Origin of the sequence: Zooshikella sp. RANM57, assembly GCF_050749885.1 — a bacterium.
Lineage (GTDB): Bacteria > Pseudomonadota > Gammaproteobacteria > Pseudomonadales > Zooshikellaceae > Zooshikella.
Map to the genome: position 1 here is coordinate 1 of NZ_JBOIUB010000018.1, position 22,477 is coordinate 22,477.

The 22,477-nt window shown below is 43.0% G+C and carries 20 protein-coding genes; 6 read left to right on the plus strand and 14 right to left on the minus strand.

Annotated elements, in window-relative coordinates; all coding sequences use genetic code 11:
• The 6 genes from ACQ96U_RS24095 to ACQ96U_RS24120 form a co-directional block, all read left to right on the plus strand.
• The coding region (locus ACQ96U_RS24095) for a cytochrome P450 (protein ID WP_431723827.1) at nt 1-326 on the plus strand (326 nt) is incomplete at its 5' end.
• 41 nt (nt 327-367) lie between these two features.
• Nucleotides 368-922 (plus strand): DUF6817 domain-containing protein, encoded by a 555-nt coding sequence (locus tag ACQ96U_RS24100; protein WP_431723828.1) that lies wholly within the window; start codon nt 368-370, stop codon nt 920-922.
• A gap of 92 nt (nt 923-1,014) precedes the next feature.
• Entirely contained in the window at nt 1,015-2,361 is a 1,347-nt protein-coding gene (locus ACQ96U_RS24105; RefSeq protein ID WP_431723829.1) for a hypothetical protein, read from the plus strand.
• 458 nt (nt 2,362-2,819) lie between these two features.
• Entirely contained in the window at nt 2,820-4,100 is a 1,281-nt protein-coding gene (locus ACQ96U_RS24110; RefSeq protein WP_431723830.1) for a YncE family protein, read from the plus strand.
• Between the two features lie 533 nt (nt 4,101-4,633).
• Complete coding sequence (locus tag ACQ96U_RS24115; RefSeq protein WP_431723831.1) at nt 4,634-4,852, plus strand: YgdI/YgdR family lipoprotein; 219 nt, start codon at nt 4,634-4,636, stop codon at nt 4,850-4,852.
• Between the two features lie 357 nt (nt 4,853-5,209).
• Nucleotides 5,210-6,010: a DUF817 domain-containing protein gene (locus tag ACQ96U_RS24120; RefSeq protein WP_431723832.1), complete on the plus strand. Its 801-nt coding sequence runs from the start codon at nt 5,210-5,212 to the stop codon at nt 6,008-6,010.
• Nucleotides 6,011-6,066: 56 nt separating this feature from the next.
• On the opposite strand, the gene ACQ96U_RS24125 is transcribed toward ACQ96U_RS24120, so the two are convergent.
• The 14 genes from ACQ96U_RS24125 to leuD all read right to left on the minus strand — a co-directional run bounded on the left by ACQ96U_RS24125 (nt 6,067) and on the right by leuD (nt 22,473).
• Nucleotides 6,067-7,284, minus strand: coding sequence for an O-succinylhomoserine sulfhydrylase (locus tag ACQ96U_RS24125; RefSeq protein WP_431723833.1), 1,218 nt, complete (start codon nt 7,282-7,284; stop codon nt 6,067-6,069).
• Nucleotides 7,285-7,328: 44 nt separating this feature from the next.
• A complete protein-coding gene (purF, locus tag ACQ96U_RS24130) occupies nt 7,329-8,840 on the minus strand; it encodes an amidophosphoribosyltransferase (RefSeq protein WP_431723834.1) in 1,512 nt (503 codons plus the stop codon).
• A gap of 85 nt (nt 8,841-8,925) precedes the next feature.
• The gene (locus tag ACQ96U_RS24135) at nt 8,926-9,450 is read right to left on the minus strand and encodes a CvpA family protein (RefSeq protein ID WP_431723835.1); all 525 of its coding nucleotides are present in this window, start codon (nt 9,448-9,450) and stop codon (nt 8,926-8,928) included.
• 74 nt (nt 9,451-9,524) lie between these two features.
• A complete protein-coding gene (locus tag ACQ96U_RS24140; protein ID WP_431723836.1) occupies nt 9,525-10,208 on the minus strand; it encodes an SPOR domain-containing protein in 684 nt (227 codons plus the stop codon).
• A 170-nt stretch (nt 10,209-10,378) separates the two neighbouring features.
• On the minus strand, nt 10,379-11,650 hold the full coding sequence (gene folC / locus ACQ96U_RS24145; RefSeq protein WP_431723837.1) for a bifunctional tetrahydrofolate synthase/dihydrofolate synthase: 1,272 nt from the start codon (nt 11,648-11,650) through the stop codon (nt 10,379-10,381).
• Nucleotides 11,640-12,686, minus strand: a complete 1,047-nt coding sequence (accD, locus tag ACQ96U_RS24150; RefSeq protein WP_431723838.1) for an acetyl-CoA carboxylase, carboxyltransferase subunit beta — start codon at nt 12,684-12,686, stop codon at nt 11,640-11,642. Before accD ends, folC begins: the two co-directional genes overlap by 11 nt.
• 51 nt (nt 12,687-12,737) lie before the next feature.
• Complete coding sequence (gene trpA / locus ACQ96U_RS24155; RefSeq protein WP_431723839.1) at nt 12,738-13,541, minus strand: tryptophan synthase subunit alpha; 804 nt, start codon at nt 13,539-13,541, stop codon at nt 12,738-12,740.
• Nucleotides 13,542-13,555: 14 nt separating this feature from the next.
• Nucleotides 13,556-14,776, minus strand: coding sequence for a tryptophan synthase subunit beta (gene trpB / locus ACQ96U_RS24160; RefSeq protein ID WP_431723840.1), 1,221 nt, complete (start codon nt 14,774-14,776; stop codon nt 13,556-13,558).
• Nucleotides 14,769-15,392, minus strand: a complete 624-nt coding sequence (locus ACQ96U_RS24165) for a phosphoribosylanthranilate isomerase (protein WP_431723841.1) — start codon at nt 15,390-15,392, stop codon at nt 14,769-14,771. The genes trpB and ACQ96U_RS24165 overlap by 8 nt, the downstream gene beginning before the upstream one ends.
• A gap of 71 nt (nt 15,393-15,463) precedes the next feature.
• Nucleotides 15,464-16,300: a tRNA pseudouridine(38-40) synthase TruA gene (gene truA, locus ACQ96U_RS24170; protein ID WP_431723842.1), complete on the minus strand. Its 837-nt coding sequence runs from the start codon at nt 16,298-16,300 to the stop codon at nt 15,464-15,466.
• Nucleotides 16,301-16,321: 21 nt separating this feature from the next.
• Complete coding sequence (locus ACQ96U_RS24175; protein ID WP_431723843.1) at nt 16,322-19,306, minus strand: FimV/HubP family polar landmark protein; 2,985 nt, start codon at nt 19,304-19,306, stop codon at nt 16,322-16,324.
• Nucleotides 19,307-19,566: 260 nt separating this feature from the next.
• Nucleotides 19,567-20,589 (minus strand): aspartate-semialdehyde dehydrogenase, encoded by a 1,023-nt coding sequence (locus tag ACQ96U_RS24180; RefSeq protein ID WP_431723844.1) that lies wholly within the window; start codon nt 20,587-20,589, stop codon nt 19,567-19,569.
• A 110-nt stretch (nt 20,590-20,699) separates the two neighbouring features.
• The gene (gene leuB, locus ACQ96U_RS24185; RefSeq protein WP_431723845.1) at nt 20,700-21,779 is read right to left on the minus strand and encodes a 3-isopropylmalate dehydrogenase; all 1,080 of its coding nucleotides are present in this window, start codon (nt 21,777-21,779) and stop codon (nt 20,700-20,702) included.
• Between the two features lie 46 nt (nt 21,780-21,825).
• Entirely contained in the window at nt 21,826-22,473 is a 648-nt protein-coding gene (gene leuD / locus ACQ96U_RS24190) for a 3-isopropylmalate dehydratase small subunit (RefSeq protein ID WP_431723846.1), read from the minus strand.
• Nucleotides 22,474-22,477: the final 4 nt, after the last annotated feature.

The window sequence follows — 22,477 nt, forward strand, 5'->3', positions numbered from 1 at the left end:
CGAAAGACTTTGAAATTCACGGAGTAGAGATTCATGCCAATGATAATATTGGCCTATGTCTTGGTGCCGCTAATCGAGATCCACGTATTTTTGAGTCTCCTCATATATTTAATATCCATCGCAAAGAGAATTTAACTTTAGAGTTTGGACATGGCCCACATATCTGCCTAGGTAAGCACTTGGCACATCTTGAAGGAGAGGCTGCAATCACAGAAATCATCAAACGGTGGCCAGGAATACAAGTCGCTCTCTCTGAAGAAGAGATTGAATGGGAACGAGATGCCGTATTTCTCAAGATCAAGGCTTTGCCAGTACGTTTGCTCTGAAGCTCAACATAATATAGCTAAAATTACTAGGAGAAAAACCAATGGCCGCCTTCATCGACCTAGTCAACTTTCTAACCACAAACGGCCTTGCAAGCACACCTCATAAAGGACGGACTTATCTAGGACATTCAACCCGAGTTTATATTTGCATGAAAGGTTGGGGCTGTGCGGATCATTCCTGTGATGCAGCTTTCTTTCAATCAGTCTATGGCACACAAATATGGCAACGTAAAACACTTCCTATAGAGCAGCGCTCAGTGCTAATTGACCTCATTGGTGAAAAAGCAGAACGGCTTGTTTTTGCAAGTTGCTTTATGGATCGAGAATCTTTTTATGAACAACTCCACGACAATAAGAAAACCTTTTCTTTAGAACATCGCAATAAGGGTGAACGAATAACCTTAACCCGACATCAGTTCGACGAGCTTGCGACTATTCAGCTTGCTGACTTTTTACAAGAATATCTTTTTGTGAACGGGTCACTACTCAGAAATACACCTGTAGAGGCTTTAGCCAAAAGAGCTTCTCGTGGTGGACTGAATGCTCTCCGCTGCATAATGCTAGAGGGTTATGCTCAAACTTTATGGGCAGCTTAATACTAGACCTTTAAATTTCATGCCTTTAGCCGAGTAACAACCTAAGAAAATAAGGGATTGTTGGTTTAATAAAATGCATCTGGAGAAGCTTAATGTCAATTTCAAAAATGGCCACGTTAGACGTCTATCGTCCACTCATTAATCAATTTATTCATTTTTTTCAGATTGAAGGTGCACCTCGAATTCCGCCAGGGTTTGAAAGGGAGATCCTTCTTAAAATCTTTGCCAAAGACTTTACTGAACGGGATCTTGCCTGGTCCATCACGGGAATGAGAGGTTGTATCGAACTTTTTGTTTTTATTCTAAGTTGTACACGATGTTTGCCAGAAAAGTGTCGTACAGCTTATACAGAAATCTCAGCCATTTACATGGTCAAATTTTTATTCGAAGGATTAACCGATAATTTGGCTATTAATCAACTTGATATCGAAGCACGAGGTGGTCAAGTAGTAAAACCATCTAGCATTCTTGGTGCGTATACTCTTTTTAATGAGGCCTTTTATCGGAAATTAGCAGGTGATCCAACCCCCATAGCAACTCTATTGCATCCTTTACGCGATATTACGGTTCATCTTTCGGATATTGCTCATATCAATCCTAAACATGTACAGAAGGTGCTGATGAGTGCATTTGATATCAAAGAATCAGCCGCATTAAATCTGGAAAAAGCCGAAATTTCACTTTATCCCTGGTGTGTTGCCAATATTGAAATGTGTCTGTTCATCAATGAATTAATAAAAGGCCACCCTCTTCATCATTTTGTGGTAGATATTTGCAAGAAACGCTACACAGGAATTAATCAGTTATTATTAGGCAAAGTTCAATCTCGTGATGAGTTGCTGGATATTCGCGGCGCAGAGATATTAGCAAGCGAAGATATTATTGCCAGATTACTTTATATTGAAAAAGGAACCGGGCATGACTTTGGTTTTTCTAAATGTATCACTGAAATTGAAGAAGCCGCCTGCTTCGTTCATCAAATCACACGACTTTTAAATGACTTCGGCCAACTCGTATTAATTGATACAAATGAAGTCAGAAATTATTTTAATGAACTACTCGAATTTCATGCCCATAGGCCAGACCTCACCAGCTTACAAACGTTGTTTCACGAGTGGCCTGGTGCGATGACAAAAATGCCGCGACTGACAAAAGACATTATGCTTTCCGAGATGAATATGGGATTTATTTGGAAAACGAATATCCTCTCTCAAAATGCAGTGCCTAAAACACTTTCAGACTATGTGTCACTCATTGCTTCCGAAGTTGAGTATTGGAATCAGCGTTATCAGGACATTGAAGCAAACTTTCTCCAATTACTCGAATATATCGATAATCGAACTGTTGACCATATAGCCTTTGATTTTTTGCGCAGCTACGCGGATTTCAACATTGCCTTATATTTAGCTAACTATAAAGAAAGTGACTACATGGTATAGAATTATACTATTAAATTTACCTTGTATAATTGCATATAAAATAATGCATGATGAGTATAGATTACACCAATGCAGCCTATGAATTAATTTTCAGGATCAAATGAATACCAGTGGTATTTCGATGCACACCCGAGGTAGACAAAGGCTGGATTTTAGGGGTGCCTTATTTAATTCCAAGTATTTAACCGTCAAATACTACCTTTCTCTTATTACAAAGACTTTTACTATCAAGCTAAAAAAACTTTTCTCAGTTTAGTCACAAAAGTTTCAGACTATTATCGTTATCATTCTAAACAGTTCAAGCAAAGCTTACTGATTCGATACTAAAAATAATAACCAGATAAGACAATAGACTGGCAAGTAATCTTCAATAGATAACTTTTTTAATAATTAAATCAATGCTTAACTGACGTATATCATTACTGCAGGGACATAATAAATATAAGAAGGAAGACATAATGCATTCATTCCACAGGTATTTACTTAGCCTCCAATCTCAACATTTAGCCAAAAAGCTGTATTCATCCATTATCTTATCTTGCTGCCTACTTCTCAGTAGCGTATTCCACAACACAATAAGTGCCGATGAAGTAAACTCACAAGGTCCCCGACGTGTTATTTTTGTAGGTAATAATTGGGAAGGTATGATCGATGTTATTGATGCTAAAACATATGTAAAAGTCGGACGTATCAATGGTGTACCGGATAAGCAGCAACGAATGACAGAAATCACTTTTAATCCAATAAAGTTGATCGCTTTCCAGGCCATTCGTCACCTGATAGGTGAAGGTCATGATCAGCTTGTTGATGATATGTATAGTACTAATGATGGTCGATTGTTGATTGTCTCCCGTCCCAGTTTTGCCGATGTTGTTGGTATAGATATCACCACCAACGACATCGTGTGGCGTTTCCCTGTTAAAGGCATTCGGTCAGATCATATGGCCCTATCTCCGGATGGCAGTCAAGTGGCCGTTTCTGCTTCAACCGGTAAAGTGGTCCATATTCTGGATGTGGAAACAGGCAAAGAATTAGGACAGTTTCCAAGTGGTGACTCACCTCATGAAAATGTTTACTCTCAAGATGGCAGCAAAATTTATCATGCTAGTATTGGCATGGTATTTACGCCTTTAGATGAATATTTTTTGGATTTCACCAAAGGTAAACGTCAATTTCAGGTTGTTGATACAAAAACGCTATCCCTCATAAAGCATTTCAACATGGCTGATAAATTAAAAGAAGCAGGCCTCCATAATTTAAGTCCAGCTATCCGACCAATGACACATACCCCCGATGAACGATTTTTTTATTTTCAATTATCCTTTCTCCATGGCTTTGTTGAATATGATATGCAAGAAAACAAAATAACCCGGCTGGCAATGCTACCCAATCTTGTGCCAGATATGCCCATTACTGAATACGTTAACGACTCCGCGCATCATGGCATTGCTATGAACAATACAGGAGACACTTTATGTGTAGCCGGCACAATGGATGATTATGTCGCATTAGTGGACCGTAATAGTTTTGACTACCAGGTGCTTACCGGGCTGGGAGAAAAGCCTTACTGGGTCACGAGTGATCAGACCGGAGAGCATTGCTATATTTCCTGGAGTGGAACTGATCAAATGTCTGTCATTAGCTATAAGTCACGAAAGGAAATTATTCGGATAAATGTGGGAGATCATCCACAACGAATTCGTGAAGGTTATGTACCCGCCATGTGGACAGGTTATTAATAGATTATTACTTTTATTGAACGATATTTCTTAATTATTAAATCTTTCAGGAGGCCGTTAAACAAACGCCTCCTGTTACCAAATAAAGTCTAAATGTTACAAATAGTGTCTCAGGATACTTCTACCCACACCTGTTTTCACAATCCCATTCCAGTACTGTAAACCATCATGTTACTAGACTTCAAACATAATTAAATTTAATGTTAATGGATCAAAATATTGTAGTTTTCTCCATAGTTTATATACCCATAGTGAAAGCCACATGGATTAAAGTTCTCCGTCTTGACATAAATATGATTACTGATAAACACATAGATTCCATTAACATCTAAGCACTATAGTTTCTCTTAACTTCAATGAAAACTGAAAGCAAAAAACCAAACCAATGTTCTATTTAATTTAATATTTTTCACTGCGTTGTAATAACAATAATGTTGCGATAATATTTCGTATCTGAAGATCAAATTCTTTGAAGCGTTCCTGTTTTTAACACAGCGTTTACTTTAACCATAAAGCAATAATGAGGAAAACGAATGAGACAAATTCTACTTGCATCCTGTCTTATTGGATTAATAGCAGGTTGCGCATCTCCACAAGTGATAAAAATGAAGGATGGCTCATCTGTCACAACACCTGATGAGGTTGAGTTTAATGAAGAAACTGGTTTTTACGAATATGAAGATGTTGATGGCCGCCTTCGCACAATAAATAAAGATGAAATAGTAACCATTGATAACGTGCATGAAGATTAAAACCACCTCCGGCTATGCCGGAGATTTCGTTATACGTTTTCAGTGTTAAAAATCTCCTTGTTGTCGATAACGACTTCCCTGTCAAAATTTCTTTTATTCCGTTAAAATAAATAACGACAAAAAAGTCCTTGTTCCTAATAAGTATAAGCATCATTCGCAAAGCATATAACTGCGAAATTGAGCATAAAACCGACGTATAAAATATACAAAAGCTGCTGAACTGGCTTCAGTTAACGAATAACCTTCCAAGAAATCCACTATAATCGGCGAGCTTCAGATTCAGTCCATGTCCACCCTATATAGGTCACATTGAATCAGAGAAGCAATATTTTTTGGTCGTTAACATCTGATGAAGTTATGCAGTTTAAAAAAATCATTAACGAACTTTGGCTATTTGGTTTAAAACAAGCCTATGCCAGTATTTTTGGTGGGTTTCTGTTATTTACAATGATTGTAACAAGTTACTGGTACCCGTTGGAAAATTTACACCGCTATGACTTTATTTTTATTTCAGCCATCGTTTTTCAAGTTCTACTGTTAATAACCAAGCTGGAAACACTTCGAGAATCATTAGTCATTATCGTTTTCCATATTGTGGCTACGGTCATGGAAGTATTTAAAACATCCGATGCGATTCAATCATGGTCATACCCTGAAGAATATCTCTTTGGCATTGGCAACGTACCACTATTTACAGGCTTTATGTATAGTGCTGTTGGCAGCTATCTCGCCCGTGTTTGGCGTATCTTTGAGCTGGAATATTCACATTATCCCTCAAAAAAAGCCACCGGGATTTTGGTAACACTAATTTACGTAAACTTTTTTTCCCACCATTATATCTGGGATTTTAGGTGGTTTTTACTTGGATTAACGATATTCTTATTTTATCGTATAAAAATTTATTTCAAAATTATCAAAACACACCGCCATATGCCACTCTTAGTAGGATGGTTTTTGGTGGCTTTATTTATATGGTTTGCTGAAAATATCGCTACTTTTACAAATATATGGTTATACCCACATCAATCAGCTGAATGGCAAATGGTTTCACTCTCAAAACTGAGTTCATGGTACTTACTCATGCTAATTAGTTTTGTATTAGTATCGTTAATTAATAGCGTCAAAATACGTCGGGTAGGCCATTTAAAGATCAATTAAAAGAAATAAAAAAGGTAGAGCATATATAACACTCTACCCTAATAACCATGCAACTATTATTTTATTGCATCAATGCCACGCTGCATGTCAGCAATCAAATCATTAATATCTTCTAGGCCCACCGCAACACGGATTAAATTATCAGTAATACCTGCTTGAGCTTTCTCTTCAGCAGATAAACGACAGTGTGTAGTCGTTGCAGGATGGGTGATGGTTGTTTTGGCATCACCTAAATTTGCTGTAAGCGATACCACACGCGTAGCATCAATAAAGCTCCAGGCTTGTTCCTGCCCACCTTTTACCCTAAAAGCTAATACACCACCAAACTTCTTCTGCTGTTGTTTTGCCAACGCATGCTGTGGATGTGATTCCAAACCCGCATAAAAAACCTGTTCAATTTCAGGTTGAGCATCCAGCCATTGAGCAAGGGCTAAAGCATTATCACAGTGGGCATTCATACGCAGTGAAAGCGTTTCCAAGCCTTTAAGGAAAACCCAGGCATTAAAGGGACTCATTGAAGGACCAGCAGCCCGCATATAAAGATGAACTTCTTCCAATAATTTAGCGGGGCCAACAACAACTCCCCCCATACAACGCCCCTGACCATCCAAAAACTTGGTGGCAGAATGTACAACAATATCCGCCCCTAACGTGAGCGGTTGCTGAATAATCGGCGTGCAAAAACAGTTATCTACGACTAATAAACAATCATTGGCTTTAGCAAGCCGGCTTAATGCTGCAAGATCAGCCACTTCACTTAAGGGATTTGAAGGTGTTTCCAAAAACAGCATTTTGGTTTCTGGTTTGATCGCTTCTTGCCAACGATCTAAATCGGTTAAAGAAACAAAATCAGTGGTCACCCCAAAACGCGCTAAATATTTACTGAAAATGGTAGTGGTTGTGCCAAAGACACTTCGTGAGCACACTACATGATCACCTGCTTTTAATAGTGACATGCACACACTTAATATAGCGGCCATACCTGAAGCCGTTGCCACTGCCCTTTCACCACCCTCCAATGCGGCCATGCGTGTCTCAAACATATGCACCGTTGGATTGGTATAGCGAGAATAAACATTGCCAGGAATATCACCTGCAAAACAGGCAGCAGCCTCAGCCGCGGAGTTGAAAACATAACTTGATGTCGTATAAATAGGCTCCGCGTGCTCCATTTCTGGACTGCGTTGATGTCCCATTCGAATGGCTTGTGTAGCAAGTTCAGTTGCAGAATAATCGAACTGGTAACGCTCACCTAAATAATCATATTTACTCATGGTTATTTCCACTTATCTACTACACAAAATTAACGACTTAATATTTAAGCATCATTATGTAAGTCAATGACTGTATTTTCAGCTACTTTTTTCTCTTTGGCGGCATCACTTCGCTGTTGATGTAACTGCTCTAAATAATCTGTCGTAATATTTCCTGCTATATACTGACCATCAAAAACGGAACATTCAAAACCATCAAATGTGGTACCTGAACCGTCTGCCACAGCATGTTGTAGATCTGTCAAATCCTGATAAACCAACCAATCGGCACCAATAATTTCAGCCACCTCTTGTTCCGTCCGATTAAAAGCAATTAGCTCATGAGCAGAAGGCATATCAATACCATACACATTAGGGAAGCGTATGGCCGGTGCAGCAGAGCAGAAATATACTTTGGCTGCGCCAGCATCACGTGCCATTTCAATAATTTGCTTACACGTCGTTCCACGGACAATTGAATCATCCACTAACAGTACATTCTTACCTTTAAATTCTAAGTCGATTGCATTGAGTTTTTGTCGTACTGATTTTTTACGCTCTTGTTGTCCTGGCATAATAAATGTACGACCAATGTAGCGATTTTTTATAAAGCCTTCTCGATATTTAACACCAAGTCGATTAGCCATTTGTAAGGCAGAAGTACGGCTGGTATCAGGTATCGGGATGACAACATCAATATCATGATCTGGATAGGTTTTAAGAATTTTTTCTGCCAGTTTTTCGCCCATTTTTAAGCGCGCTTTATAAACTGAACTGCCATCAATGATTGAGTCGGGACGTGCAAAATAAACATACTCAAAAATGCAAGGTGTTAATTGAGGCGATTCAGAGCATTGCATCTGATGCAATTCACCTTCAGCGCTAATATAAATCGCCTCCCCTGGCGCAACATCTGCAACTAAATCAAAACCTAAAGCATCCAGCGCAACACTTTCAGAAGCTAGCATGTATTCATAGCCATTTGATGTTTGCCGACGACCATACACCAGAGGACGTATACCATGAGGATCTCTAAAACCAACAATACCATGACCTACCAGCATGGCCACGACAGCATAGCCACCTTCACACCGATGATGTACTTGTTTGATCGCTGCAAAAATATCAGCAGGCTCAGGTGTCAACTTATTCAGCTTTTGCAATTCATGAGCAAAAACATTCAATAAAATTTCTGAGTCAGAGTGGGTATTGATGTGACGAAGGTCGGCTTTAAATAAATGCTCTTTTATCTGGTCAGCATTGGTAAGATTGCCATTATGCGCCAGCGTTATGCCATAAGGTGAATTAACATAGAATGGTTGAGCCTCTGCTGAGCTAGAGCTACCTGCAGTGGGATAACGAACATGGCCTATACCAATATTTCCTGCCAGCCGCTGCATATGTTTTGTTCGGAAAACATCTCGAACTAAACCGTTATCCTTACGTAAAAAAAAACGGTGATCTGAGCATGTCACGATCCCCGCTGCGTCTTGCCCCCGATGTTGTAACACTGTCAATGCATCATAAAGCGCTTGATTGACGTTACGTTTGGCCACCATGCCGACTATCCCACACATGCAGCTACCTCATCAGTTCTGAATGATCAAACTATAGTTTATAATTTCTAGGTCAGAACCTGTTAGAGGCTCTGTTATTGCAAAGCTAAGTGGTTTTTTGCTTAAGACTCACCTGGTCCAACACGGGTTGCAGCCAAGTCATCAAGGTATCCATAGACCAGTCAGCCATGTCTTTAAAATAAGGGATTAACTGGGATTGTTGCCACCAGGGATCTTGCTCAACCGGTGCAAAGCCAACAATACCCACTAACAGCACCACCACCACGACACCACGCGCCGCACCAAAAAGCATACCCAGTACACGGTCAGTGCCTGTCAGCCCTGTTGCTTTGACAAGCTCTGCTAACAGTTTGGTTATTAACCCTCCCACAACCAGGGTGACCAAAAACAGTACACTACAGGCAAGAATTTTTTGAACTGAAGGTGTCGCGACATAATCACTGAAGATATGCGCAAGACTGCCACCGAAGGTCCAGGCAATGATGACTGCCGCTACCCAAACAACCAGTGACAACGCTTCTTGCAAAAAACCACGTGATAAGCTGATAAGGCTGGAAATAGCAATAATGCCAACGATTAACCAATCCACCCAAGTAAACATCACTGCCATAAAAAATATTCACTTTATTGTGTCAGGAAATTGGCAGGCATTGTAACAGATGGTAGCCAAGCGCCCAAGCTTGGCTAAGGGGTATACCTCACAATGATTCCGTCCAACTGCCACTTTTCTTGTAATGCTTGCACAACAGGTTGCAGTTGCTTTTTCGTAAAACGAGGCCCGACAAAAACACGTGTTACCTGGCCATGTTTACTACTGGGTAATTTTTGACTGTAAGCTTTATAGCCTTCGGTCTGTAGCTTTTTCACTAATGAATCTGCATTACTGCTATCTGCAAATGTGCCTACTTGAATCGCCCAACTGATAGGCAAACCATTTTTATCCAGACTGGGTTTGTCTTGGTTATCAGCCTGATGTTGTACTACTTCCGTCTTAGATTGATCAAGGGTACTTTGCTCAGTTGCTTGTGGCTCAGTAACTTGTTGTTCTGAAGATGAGTCTTCTAAAACAACAGTCGCAGTAGCTAATTCGGCTGATGGCTTGCTCGTTTCTTCTGAAACAGCCGCGTCCTGAGTTTCATTTACCTGCTCAGGATTTGGATTAATTGCAGCTAATTCTTTCTGTGCTTGAGTCCTGGCCTCACCCACAAAATCAGGTTCAGCAATAGCCGGCGGTGGTGGAGGTAGCTCAGCACTGACTCGCTCATAGGTCGTCTTTTCATCAAAAAGCCAAGGCAAAAAAATAGCGGCAAACGCCACTAAAACGATGGCACCAACAACACGTTGTTTTAAACCATCATCAATAAACATGAAGATTCCTCGTACTTAAGCCTATTGTACGACGCCAACAGTATACTTACACCAGATAAAGTTTATGCATGATTAAACTTTATTCTGTTATGCTGGCTATTTGATTGTTAATTTTCTACACGACTTACAATGTATTTCTTTTGACAGCACTTTTCAGCTAAAGATGCACACTAAAGTTCAAGTGCATCCATTGCTGCCGCTACAGTATAAAAAGACCCCATCACTAAAATACGCTCACCTGCGGATGAACACTCAATAGCGCTCGTTAACGCATCGGCAACAGTCGCGTTTTGCTGTATACGATAGTGCAACGGCATTTCATCTGCCAACGCTGAACAGGGTTTAGCTCGAGGTAAATCAGGAATCGTGCTGATCCACCAGCTATCAACCATGGAAGCAAATGGTTTAACAACACCTTGGCTATCCTTATCAGCCATAATCGCTAACACGGCCTGCGTTTTAGCAGAAGACAACTGTTGTAATTGACGACTCAAATTTTCAGCCGCATGAGGGTTATGAGCAACGTCAAAAATCAACTCAATCGATTCACCTTGCGAGTTACGCCATGGTATTCGTTGAAAACGTCCAGGCACGGTTGCTTCCTGTAAGGCAACACAAAGTGCTTTATGATTAAGAGTAAAAGGCGACAAAGCCAGTGCTTGCAAAACGTTAACCGCATTAACCATCGTTAACTGTGGTGGAGGCAATAATGACCAGTTAACAGGCTGTCCATCAGTATCAACACCCATAAAAGTCCAGTGGTTTTCTTGCCAAGTAGCGTGATAGTTCTGCTCTCGACAATATAGGTGTGTACCCAGATTTTCTGCTTTTGCCAAAATACTATGAGGAACAGGTACTTCACCACAAACCGCCCACTGCTCTGAGCGAAATATTCCCGCTTTTTCAGCCGCAATGACTTCGGGATCAGAACCTAACCAGGCTTCATGATCTACACCAATGGATGTGATTATTGCCACATCTGCATCAATGATATTGACGGCATCAAGCCGTCCCCCTAAGCCAACTTCAAGCACCACGGCATCCAGTGGTTGCTGAGCAAATAACCATAATGCAGCTAAGGTACCAAACTCAAAGTAGGTTAAAGAAATATCCCCTCGAGCTTGGTCAATCGCTGCAAAAGCCTTGCAAAAATCCTGATCACTGGCGGGCTGTTGGTTAATAACAACCCGCTCATTGTAACGGCGTAAGTGGGGCGATGTGTAAACCCCCACTTTATAGCCATTATGTTGCAGTATGCTATTAAGTAAGGCGACTGTACTGCCTTTACCATTAGTACCAGCAACTGTAAAAACCCAAGGTGCAGGCTTACCAAGTGCTAACCTTTGCCAAACAGCCTGAACCCGGTCAAGCCCCAAATCAACCTCTTGGGTATGCAAAGACTCCTGCCAATGTAGCCAATCTTCCAGACAGCTAAACTTCATCTTTTTTTACTGACTCCGGTTTAGGCTCAGTGGACTCGGCTACATCATCGGTTAGATAAGATTCTGTCATAGCGACCGATACCCCCTCGGCTTCTTCACCTTCTGGTGTAACTTCTTCAAAAGAAGGCTCAGTATCAGCAACAGGATTACTGGTTTCTACTTTCACATCAGGATGTTCGGCATAGACCAGCTTAGCAATAAGCCCGGAAATACGATCTCTAAGCTCTGAGCGTGGCACGATCATATCTATCGCGCCATGCTCAAGTAAAAACTCACTACGCTGAAAACCTTCAGGCAATTTTTCACGTACAGTTTGTTCAATAACCCGAGGACCTGCAAACCCAATAAGCGCATTTGGTTCAGCAATATTAATATCCCCCAGCATAGCGAGACTTGCAGACACTCCACCATAAACAGGATCAGTTAATACTGAAACAAAGGGTAACCCCGCCTCTTTCATTTTTTCCAGTGCAGCACTGGTTTTTGCCATTTGCATTAGGGAAAATAAAGCTTCCTGCATTCGTGCACCACCACTGGCCGCAAAACAAACCAATGGTAACCGTTGTGCTAAACAGATATTAACTGCACGGATAAACTTCTCACCCACTACAGATCCCATAGAGCCTCCCATAAAGGAAAACTCAAAGGCTGCAGCAACTAAAGGCACATCTTTCACTGTACCCTTCATGACAATAAGCGCATCACGCTCACCTGTTTGTTTCTGCGCAGCACTCAATCTGTCTTTATATTTCTTACTATCTTTAAATTTAAGACGATCAACAGGCTCTAAATCTGCTGCAATTTCTTCTCGACCATCCAGGTCCAAAAAGTAGTCAAGGCGAATACGGGCAGAAATCCGCATATGATGATCACACTTAGGACAGACATCCAGGTTTCTTCTCGACTCTGGGGCGTAGAGAATGGAGTTACACTTTATACATTTCTTCCAAAGCCCTTCAGGAACACTACGACGTTTGCTGCTGTCATCAGGTCGTGAAAGCGATGGCAGAATTTTATCGAGTAGCCAATTAGCCATGTTTTCTCTCAAAATTGTTGCTAAACAGCGATTAATCGCCCTGGATAATTACTATGAATCCATTGCGTGGCGCATCTCAGCCAAAATAGCGGTAACCTTGGTGAGCGCCACCTCTTGGTTTTCTTGCTCTGCACCGATCTGAGACACCAGTGCACTACCAACCACAACACCATCTGCCAAGGCTGAAATAGCTTGAGCCGATGCCCCATCTTTAATGCCAAATCCAACCGCAATGGGTAGGGTTGTATGTTGCCTAATTAAATTTAAACGCTCAGCTACATCACTGACATTGAGTGATGCAGCACCTGTCACCCCTTTTAACGATACATAATACAAATAACCACTTGAGGCTTTAGCAATTTGTGCAATTCGTGCGTCTTGTGTCGTGGGTGACAGTAAAAAAATGCTATCAATATGATGTGTATTTAATGCCGTGGACAATAAGTCAGCTTCTTCGGGCGGCAAGTCTACCGTTAAAACCCCATCAACACCAGCCTCGGCAGCAGCATGAGCAAACGTATCATAGCCCATATTCTCAATAGGATTTAAATAGCCCATAAGCACAACAGGTGTTGACTGATCAGTTTGGCGAAACTTGGCTACCATTGCCAACACCTGTTGGATATTAATGCCATGTCGTAACGCACGTTCACAGGCAAGCTGAATGACCGGCCCATCAGCCATAGGATCAGAAAATGGGATACCAAGCTCAATAATATCCGCACCCGCCTGAACAAGGCCGTGCATTAAGGGTACCGTCAAAGAGGGATGGCTATCCCCTGCTGTAATATATGGAATTAACGCTTTGCGTTGCTTAGCCGACAGTGCAGCAAAACAGTCCTGTATACGACTCATGATAACTCCCCCTATTAAACCTGCACCCCGTCAAGCGCTGCTACAGTATGGATATCTTTATCACCCCGCCCTGATAAATTCACCACGATAGTCTGATCAGGCTTCATAGTAGCAGCCAATTTCTCAGCATACGCAAGGGCATGACTACTTTCCAACGCAGGAATAATGCCTTCTAATTGTGTCAGCTTATGAAATGCAGCCAGCGCTTCTTCATCAGTAATCGACACATAATTTGCTCGACCAATATCTTTCAACCAAGCATGCTCAGGACCAACACCCGGATAATCAAGGCCAGCAGAAACAGAATGTGTTTCAATGATTTGTCCATCATCATCCTGCATCAAGTAGGTCCGATTGCCATGCAGCACACCAGAACGGCCTGCACACAGAGGTGCAGAATGTTTACCCGTCGATAACCCTAACCCCGCAGCCTCTACACCATACATAGCGACCTGATGATCAGCAATAAATGGATAAAATAAGCCAATTGCATTTGAGCCTCCTCCGACACAGGCGACTAAAGCATCAGGCAAACGTCCGGTTTGCTCCATACACTGTTGCTTGGCTTCTCGACCAATCACTGCTTGGAAATCACGCACCATTTGTGGGTAAGGGTGAGGACCAGCCACTGTGCCAATAATATAGAACGTATCATCGACATGAGTAACCCAGTGACGCAACGCTTCATTAAGGGCATCTTTTAGGGTTTTTGAGCCAGATTGAACCGCTTCAACTTCAGCCCCTAACAGCTTCATTCGGTAGACATTGAGTGATTGACGCTCAACATCAACTGCCCCCATAAACACCTTACACTCCATCCCTAGCCTGGCAGCCACTGTGGCAGAAGCAACACCATGTTGACCGGCTCCCGTTTCAGCAATGACTTTGGGCTTACCCATAAATTTCGCTAATAAGGCCTGACCAATTGTGTTATTTACCTTATGTGCACCTGTATGATTAAGGTCTTCACGCTTAAGGTATATTTGCGCACCACCGATTGTGCGCGACCATCGTTCAGCATGGTAGAGAGGTGATGGGCGACCAACATAGTATTTAAGGTCGCGGTCGAACTCCGCTAAAAAGTCCTTATCCTTTGCAAGCTTCTGATAGGTTTCATTTAGCTCGTCTAGTGCCGCCATTAATGTTTCAGATACAAAGCGGCCACCGTATTTACCAAAATGACCATTGGCATCTGGTAAACTTTTTAAAACTTCCTCGGTTATATGCTCAGACACTGGCAACCTCTCTCACAAAAGCCAGAATTTTTTGATGGTCTTTAACACCCTTACTTATCTCAACACCACCACTGACATCCACCGCAAAAGGGTGAAGCGTTTGGATGGCTTGCCGAACATTTTCTGGTGTCAGTCCCCCGGCCATGATCAACGGCTGCTCCAAGTCATTAGGAATAGCCTGCCAATCAAAGCATGTGCCCGTACCTCCAGGTACTCCAGGCTGATAACTATCCAGTAAAATACCACAAGCTGTTTTATACTGCCCGATCACCGCGTTAATATCCATACCTGGCTGCACGCGAATTGCCTTTATATAGGGCCGTTTGAACTGTTCACAGAATTCCGCAGGCTCATTACCATGAAACTGCAGCAAGCCTAGCGGGATCACCTCTAAATGTTGCCAAACAAATTCTGCAGAGGCATCAACAAATAAACCTGTCACGGTTACAAAACCAGGCACTTTGCCAACAATCGCTTGTGCCTGAACAATTGAAACGGCTCTGGGACTTTTCGGGTAAAAAACTAAACCAATGGCATCAACCCCTGCAGCAACAGTAAAGACCGCATCATCAGGCTGAGTTATCCCACAAATTTTTATTCTTGTTCTTGGCTTCACCCTTATGCCCTTTTCTATGCCACTATTGATAAAATGAACGCTGACTTGTAGCTCACCACGCCATTTTTCCACTACTCTGGTAATAACGCAGATAAAAAGTAAGGTCCTAACGTCCCTCGTTCCAAGCCAAAGTGCTCAGGATAACCCACATCAACAAAATACAAACCATAAGGAGGTGCTGTCACCCCACCTTGGGTACGATCTTGTACCGCTAAAACCTCTTGAATCCAGCTTATTGGACGCTTACCACAGCCAATTGCCATCAATACACCCGCAATATTGCGGACCATATGATGTAAAAATGCATTTGCCTGCACATCAATAACCACCAACTCACCATAACGCTTTACGGTGAGATGCGTGATATTGCGACGAGGCGTTTTTGCCTGACAACCAATCGCTCGGAATGAGGTAAAATCATGCTCACCCACTAAGTGCTGAGCCGCTTCATGCATTTTTTCTGCATTCAAAGGTCGATAGTTCCAGGTCACGCCTTTGGCTAAAGCAGCAGGACGTACTGGTGCGTTGTAAATTACATAGCGATAACGTCGGTAGTTTGCACGAAACCGCGCATGAAACTCTGTGGAAACAGGTTTCACCCAGCGCACAGCGACCTGTGGTGGTAAGTTGCTGTTAGCACCAAATACCCACCCACGTAGACTACGATCAGCAGGACTATCAAAATGGATAATTTGATTGGACGCATGGACGCCTGTGTCGGTTCTACCCGCACAGACAACACTGACGGGATGGTTAGCGACCTTGGACAATGCCGTTTCCACTGCGGCTTGTACAGAAGGACCATGCTTTTGAATTTGCCAGCCTAGAAAAGGAGAGCCGTCATACTCAACACTGACGGCATAGCGCTGAGTGTCGGAATCAACAGACTGGAAAGTCGAATCCGACACTGAAGTTACTTCTTTTACCATTTAACCCATACTATTAATTAATGTCTGGGCTTCCTGTTTTTGACTGTCATTACCTTCTTGCATGACTTCATCTAAGATATCACGAGCACCCTCATGGTCTCCCATATCGATGTAAGCACGCGCAAGATCAAGTTTAGTAGCGGTCTCATCAGCACCCGCCAACAGCGCCATGTCATCTGCACTTTCAGCAACAGGTGCTGCTTTAGGTGCTTCTGGCACAGGCTCAGGCTTAGCCGCTGTAGGCTCTGGTTTAGCCTCTGCCACAGGGGCAGGTTTAACTTGAGGTTCAGGCTCAACCATTTTCTGAGTTACAGACTCTTCTTCTCCTACAGCACCCGACAACTCCGCTGCTAAACTTTCAGTAGCCGCATCCAAAGAAGCCAAATCGTCATCTAATTCAGCGCCAAGCATAAAGTCTTTTTCTTCGGATGTCAGTTCTGGTTCTGTAACAGCGGCTTCTGCTGCTTCATCACTCACCGAAAGATCAAAAGCTTCATCAAACGTTGCAATATCGGTATCTTCGATTTCAAGATCATCCAAACTGAAATCCATTTCAACGTCTTCTGTTTCGGCCAGCGATTGTTCAGGCTCAAGTTTCAGCTCTTCATCCAAAGCAAACTCATCCAAAGAGCTTTCCACTTCACCTGTTTCTAGATCCGTAGTTTCCAGATCCAGGCTAAGTACATCGTCTAATGATTCAGCACTTGCAGGCTCAAGACCTTCCAGATCAAAATCCAAACCTTCAGATTCGGCATCAACCTCTGCTAGTTCTTTATCGAGGTCAAAATCAAGCCCCTCAATTTCAGCATATCCAGCTTCCCGCTCTTGAGGATGAATCTCTTGAGAAGCTTCAGCCGCTTCATCCAGTGCATCTAAACTCAACTCTCCAGATAACTCATCGACTTCCTTTTCTAAATCATCAAGTGATAAGTCAAGCTCTTCATCCAGATCTGATGAAGCTAAAACACTTTCTTCCTCAGGCTCTTCAACGCTGGTCGGCTCTTCCAAACCCAAATCATCCAGACTCAACTCTTCGTCCAGATCATCCATGGTTAAAGTATCACCAGCCAATTCAGCTTCAAGGCTGGCCAGATCCTGATCGTCTGTAAAATAATCGATGCCTGTATCTGCGACACCAAAAGCATCAGAGGGAAACTTCCCTTTAAGCGCATTGGCTTTGTTGATTGCCCCCTGATCGGCTAATTCTTCAAGCTCAGAAAACTCTCGCTTAAAGGCATCCGCATTTTGCATTTCCGCATAAACCTCAAGCAGCTTAACCCGTAAGTCAGTCCTGCTGGGCTCATCATTAATTGCGTTACGTAAGAGGTCTTCCGCATGAGAGAAACGGCCATAAGCAATATAAATATCAGCCTCACCTAATGGATCGCTGGTTTCAGGCTTAACTGGCGCTGAGGGTTTCTCGTCTTTCTCTAGCGCAACCTCGGAAATTTTTTTTTGCTCCAGTTCCTCTTCTTCGTCGATCAGCATGGTGTCTGCTTCGGCGTCCAAGGATTCCTGATATAACTCTTCTTCTTTACGGGCATTACGGCGGGACAAAAACAGCAAGCCCAGCACCACCAAGACCACCGTACCACCTGCACCGACCAAGTACATGGGTTCCTGCAAGATACGATCAATCAAGCTGACTTCTGGTTTTGGTTGTGGCGTCTCAACGGTCTCAGTAGGAACAGGTTCAGTTTCAGGTTGCGGCTCTGGTTCGGTAGTAACCGCAGGCTCGCTGACTGGTTCAGGCTCAGATACTGCAGGTTGGGTTGTAGCAGACTCCTGCTCACTCAACTTCGCCTGTAATGCGGCGAGCTGCTCATCTTTCAAACTGAGCAAACGTTGTAATGTACCAATCTGATCTTCCAACTCAGTAAGCCTGGAAGTGATTTCTTCATTTTCACGACGGGCTTTGTCTAAATTTTCCTGAGTAACCGATAGCTCATTTTGTAATGTTTCCACCTGCTGTGCAGAAGGACCCGTTTGCCCTGTGTCACCGCCACCTTCTTCTTGTGATGCAGAAGGCGTTGCTGGCGCTGATACAATTTTTAATCGGCCCTCACCATCCCCTGCTTCCGCTTCTGGTGCAGCCGAAGCACGGCGTGTCGCATCAAGTTGGGGTGCCTGAAGATCACCTGTTTTCCAAGCTCGGGTTTGTTCCGCAACCAGTGAAACGGCTTCATTATGCGAAACCTGTTTGATTTGCTCTGAGCTTGGCACCCGAAGCACCTTGCCACGTTTCAGCAGGTTGATATTGTCATTGATAAATGCATCAGGATTGAGAGCCTGTATAGCAACCATAGTCTGGTGCACGGTCACATCACGAGATGGTTTGACTTGTGCAGCAATCTCCCACAACGTGTCATTTGCACGAATCGTGTAGTTATCACCATCTAAACCACCGGTAGTGGCCGGTTGACTGCTTGGTGTAGAAGAAGACCTTACGGGTTGTTCAGCACGGGGTTGCTGAGTTGGCGCGCTGGAAGCAGGTGCTTGAACAGTAGTAACTGGCTGCTGGCTAAATGTAGGAGGATCGAGAAGGACTGTATATTCACGTAATAAGCGACCACTTGGCCAATGTACCTCAACAAGAAAATTTAAATAGGGTTCACTGACAGGCTTACGACTGGTGACTTTTATATAAGACCGGCCGTTTTTTTGCACGACAGTTTGAAACTTTATATTGCTGAGAAAGAATATGCGCTCTACACCCGCACGATTGAAGTCCTCATTCGTTGCCAGATTCGGCAATATTTCAGAGGACCCCAATTCCCGCACTTGTATCAGCTCTATTTCAGCATCAAGGGGTTGGTTTAATGCGGAATTGAGGGTAATTTCCCCAAGTCCAAGAGCATTCGCTAAGCCAGATGTCATTAATCCGGCAGCTGCGACTGCTACTGCTAGCTTGCGCACCATAATTCTCAATCCTTTATTATTCGGTAAAGTCTTGCTCTGTTGAGCAGCCAGAGAATTCATACTCATCCCGACCCGTTTTTTTTCTGCCAGTTCCCCAGGTAACCATAACGTAGCTCACATAAGCAGCTTAAAAATATAAAATGCATCTATTCAAGAGATAGCACAAAGTGTCATTTTCTTGATGAGTATAAAACAGAATGGACAGATAAGTAGCCCGCTTACCTGTCCAGCATCACAACAGAACAAAATATTACTTCACAAAAAAATTGATAACTAGTTAATAACAAAATCTAGAAATTAGATGTAATAACCTTACTAAGTATCAATTATAAATAGTCTTTTATCAATATCTCAGCAATTTGTACACTGTTTAGCGCCGCTCCCTTACGCACATTGTCCGCTACAACCCACAAATTGAGACCCAGATCACAAGAAATATCTTCACGGATTCGCCCAACAAATACTGGATCATGGCCACATGCTTGCTTCACAGGTGTTGGATACCCTCCATCCTGATGCTCATCCATTAACTCGACACCTGGCGCCTTTTGTAAAAGAGATCTGACCTCATCTGCCGTAATTTTAGTGCGTGTTTCAATATGCACAGCTTCTGAGTGACCATAAAACACTGGCACTCTCACACATGTGGGATTAACCTTAATTTCAGAATCGCCAAATATTTTCTGGGTTTCCCACACCATTTTCATTTCTTCTTTGGTGTATCCGTTATCTTGAAATACATCAATATGAGGCAATACATTAAACGCAATTTGGGTTGGATAGACTTCAGCTTCAGCAGGTTGCCCATTCAGTAGTTTTGCTGTTTGCCCAGCCAGTTCATTCACAGCCTCTTTACCTGTACCCGAAACAGCCTGATAAGTTGCAACATTAATTCGTGTAATCCCTACTGCATCATAAATTGGCTTTAATGCCACGAGCATTTGAATAGTTGAACAGTTGGGGTTAGCAATAATATTGTGCTTTTTATAATCAGCGACAGCGGCCGGGTTAACCTCAGGCACCACCAGTGGTATTTCCGGGTCATAGCGAAAGTGTGAGGTATTATCAATCACCACACAGCCCGCCGCCCCTGCTTTAGGTGCATACTCTGCTGAAATACTGCCACCGGCTGAAAACAACGCAATCTGTACTTTACTAAAATCGAACTCGGCTAAGTCTTCTACAACAACTGATTTACTCCCGAATAACACAGTATTACCTGCTGAGCGACTACTGGCTAACGCATAAATCTTACCGACAGGGAACTTACGCTCAGCTAAAATGGCCAGCATAGTTTCGCCTACAGCGCCTGTTGCGCCAACTACAGCCACATCAAATGTTCTACTCATCTTGTGGTATCTATCCTATTTTTTATGAACGTTAAAATAAATGCACTGCTTTAAGCACACCTATTACACTACAGACTAATGCAAACTGTCGTAAATCACTATGCGAATTATCAATTTAGTGCTTTGATAACCGCTTCACCCATTGCTTGTGTGCCAATAACCACATCACCATCATGAGCAATATCAGCCGTTCTCAACCCCTGAGTTAGCACATCGGCTACCGCTTGCTCAATGGCTGCAGCTGCTTCCGGATACTGTAATGAGTGTCGTAACATCATGGCAACGGACAGAATCATAGCTAAAGGGTTCGCCTTATCCTGACCCGCAATATCAGGCGCTGAACCATGGCAGGGTTCATACATGCCCAGTCCAGACTCAGCAAGGGATGCTGACGGCAACATACCAATTGACCCCGTTAACATCGCCGCTTCATCAGACAAAATATCGCCAAACATATTGCCTGTCACCATCACATCAAACTGCTTTGGCGCTCTCACCAGCTGCATAGCGGCATTGTCGACATACATATGGGTCAGTTCGACATCAGGGTATTCAGCCGCTAACTCGTTCATGACTTCGCGCCACAACCCTGTCACCTCTAACACATTTGCCTTATCCACTGAGCACAGTTTTTTATTTCGACGTTGTGCTGCTTGAAAGGCCACATGACCAATCCGCTTTATTTCACTTTCACGGTAACGGTAAGTATTGAAGCCTTCCCGCTCACCATTACTTAATGTCTCAACACCTCGTGGTTGACCAAAGTAGATCCCTCCCGTTAACTCACGGACAATCAACAGGTCCAGCCCAGCCACCACTTCAGGCTTAAGGGTAGAGGCACTGGCTAAAGGCGCAAATAATAAGGCTGGCCGTAAGTTGGCAAACAACTTTAGCTGTGAGCGAATACCCAGTAACCCCTGCTCAGGTCGTTGTGGCCGGGGTAACGTATCCCACTGAGGACCACCCACAGCACCCAGCAAAATAGCATCACTTTGCTTTGCTGCCGCTAAGGTAGACTCAGGTAAAGGCTGACCTTCAACATCAACCGCTGCCCCCCCAATCAGTGCACTTTCCATTTTTATGGGTAGATTAAACTTAGCAGCAACAGTCTCCAGCACACGTATACCCTGTTGCATTATTTCTGGGCCAATACCATCACCGGCTAAGGTCAAAACACGTTTTGCTTGCATAGAAAGATCTCTTCTCAAAAACAGGCAAATACTGCCTTATAGTGAATTAGTGCTCTGCAAATAACCATGGAAATTGCTGCTGATGACGCACCTCAAATGCTTTAATCGCATCCGTTTGTTGCAGTGTAAGCCCTATTTCATCCAGCCCTTGCAATAAACAATTGCATCGAAATTCATCAATAGTAAACGAAAACTGTTGCCCATCAGGTAATGAGACTAACTGCTGTTGTAAGTCTACCGTCAGCTCAAGTCCATCTTTGGCAGCCTTTTCTGCAAGGAATATTATGTCCACTTGAGCTTGAGGCAGTACCACTGGCAAAATGCCATTTTTAAAACAGTTGTTGTAGAAAATATCCGCAAAGCTGGGTGCAATCACACAGCGAAAGCCGTAATCCAATAACGCCCATGGCGCATGCTCACGACTGGAGCCACAGCCAAAGTTACGACCAGCTAGTAAAATTGAGGCCTTCTGGTAACGAGGTTGATTCAGCATAAAGTCAGGGTTAACAGGACGCTGACTGCAATCCTGATCAGGCTGACCTTCATCCAGATAACGCAATTCATCAAATAGATTTGGCCCAAAACCCGAGCGTTTAATCGACTTTAAAAACTGCTTGGGAATAATCATGTCAGTATCAACATTGTCCCGCTCTAAAGGCGCAACCAAACCCGTTAATGTGGTAAATGCCTGCATGATT

Bases quoted from the DNA above. Each gene is read 5' to 3' on its own strand.
- ACQ96U_RS24180 (WP_431723844.1), bottom strand. From the start codon at position 20,589: ATGAGTAGAACATTTGATGTGGCTGTAGTTGGCGCAACAGGCGCTGTA.
- ACQ96U_RS24110 (WP_431723830.1), top strand. From the start codon at position 2,820: ATGCATTCATTCCACAGGTATTTACTTAGCCTCCAATCTCAACATTTA.
- ACQ96U_RS24135 (WP_431723835.1), bottom strand. From the start codon at position 9,450: ATGGCAGTGATGTTTACTTGGGTGGATTGGTTAATCGTTGGCATTATT.
- purF (WP_431723834.1), bottom strand. From the start codon at position 8,840: ATGTGTGGGATAGTCGGCATGGTGGCCAAACGTAACGTCAATCAAGCG.
- trpA (WP_431723839.1), bottom strand. From the start codon at position 13,541: ATGAGTCGTATACAGGACTGTTTTGCTGCACTGTCGGCTAAGCAACGC.
- accD (WP_431723838.1), bottom strand. From the start codon at position 12,686: ATGGCTAATTGGCTACTCGATAAAATTCTGCCATCGCTTTCACGACCT.
- leuD (WP_431723846.1), bottom strand. From the start codon at position 22,473: ATGCAGGCATTTACCACATTAACGGGTTTGGTTGCGCCTTTAGAGCGG.
- ACQ96U_RS24120 (WP_431723832.1), top strand. From the start codon at position 5,210: ATGCAGTTTAAAAAAATCATTAACGAACTTTGGCTATTTGGTTTAAAA.
- ACQ96U_RS24100 (WP_431723828.1), top strand. From the start codon at position 368: ATGGCCGCCTTCATCGACCTAGTCAACTTTCTAACCACAAACGGCCTT.
- ACQ96U_RS24175 (WP_431723843.1), bottom strand. From the start codon at position 19,306: ATGAGTATGAATTCTCTGGCTGCTCAACAGAGCAAGACTTTACCGAAT.
- ACQ96U_RS24140 (WP_431723836.1), bottom strand. From the start codon at position 10,208: ATGTTTATTGATGATGGTTTAAAACAACGTGTTGTTGGTGCCATCGTT.
- ACQ96U_RS24115 (WP_431723831.1), top strand. From the start codon at position 4,634: ATGAGACAAATTCTACTTGCATCCTGTCTTATTGGATTAATAGCAGGT.
- folC (WP_431723837.1), bottom strand. From the start codon at position 11,650: ATGAAGTTTAGCTGTCTGGAAGATTGGCTACATTGGCAGGAGTCTTTG.
- ACQ96U_RS24125 (WP_431723833.1), bottom strand. From the start codon at position 7,284: ATGAGTAAATATGATTATTTAGGTGAGCGTTACCAGTTCGATTATTCT.
- ACQ96U_RS24105 (WP_431723829.1), top strand. From the start codon at position 1,015: ATGTCAATTTCAAAAATGGCCACGTTAGACGTCTATCGTCCACTCATT.
- leuB (WP_431723845.1), bottom strand. From the start codon at position 21,779: ATGCAAGCAAAACGTGTTTTGACCTTAGCCGGTGATGGTATTGGCCCA.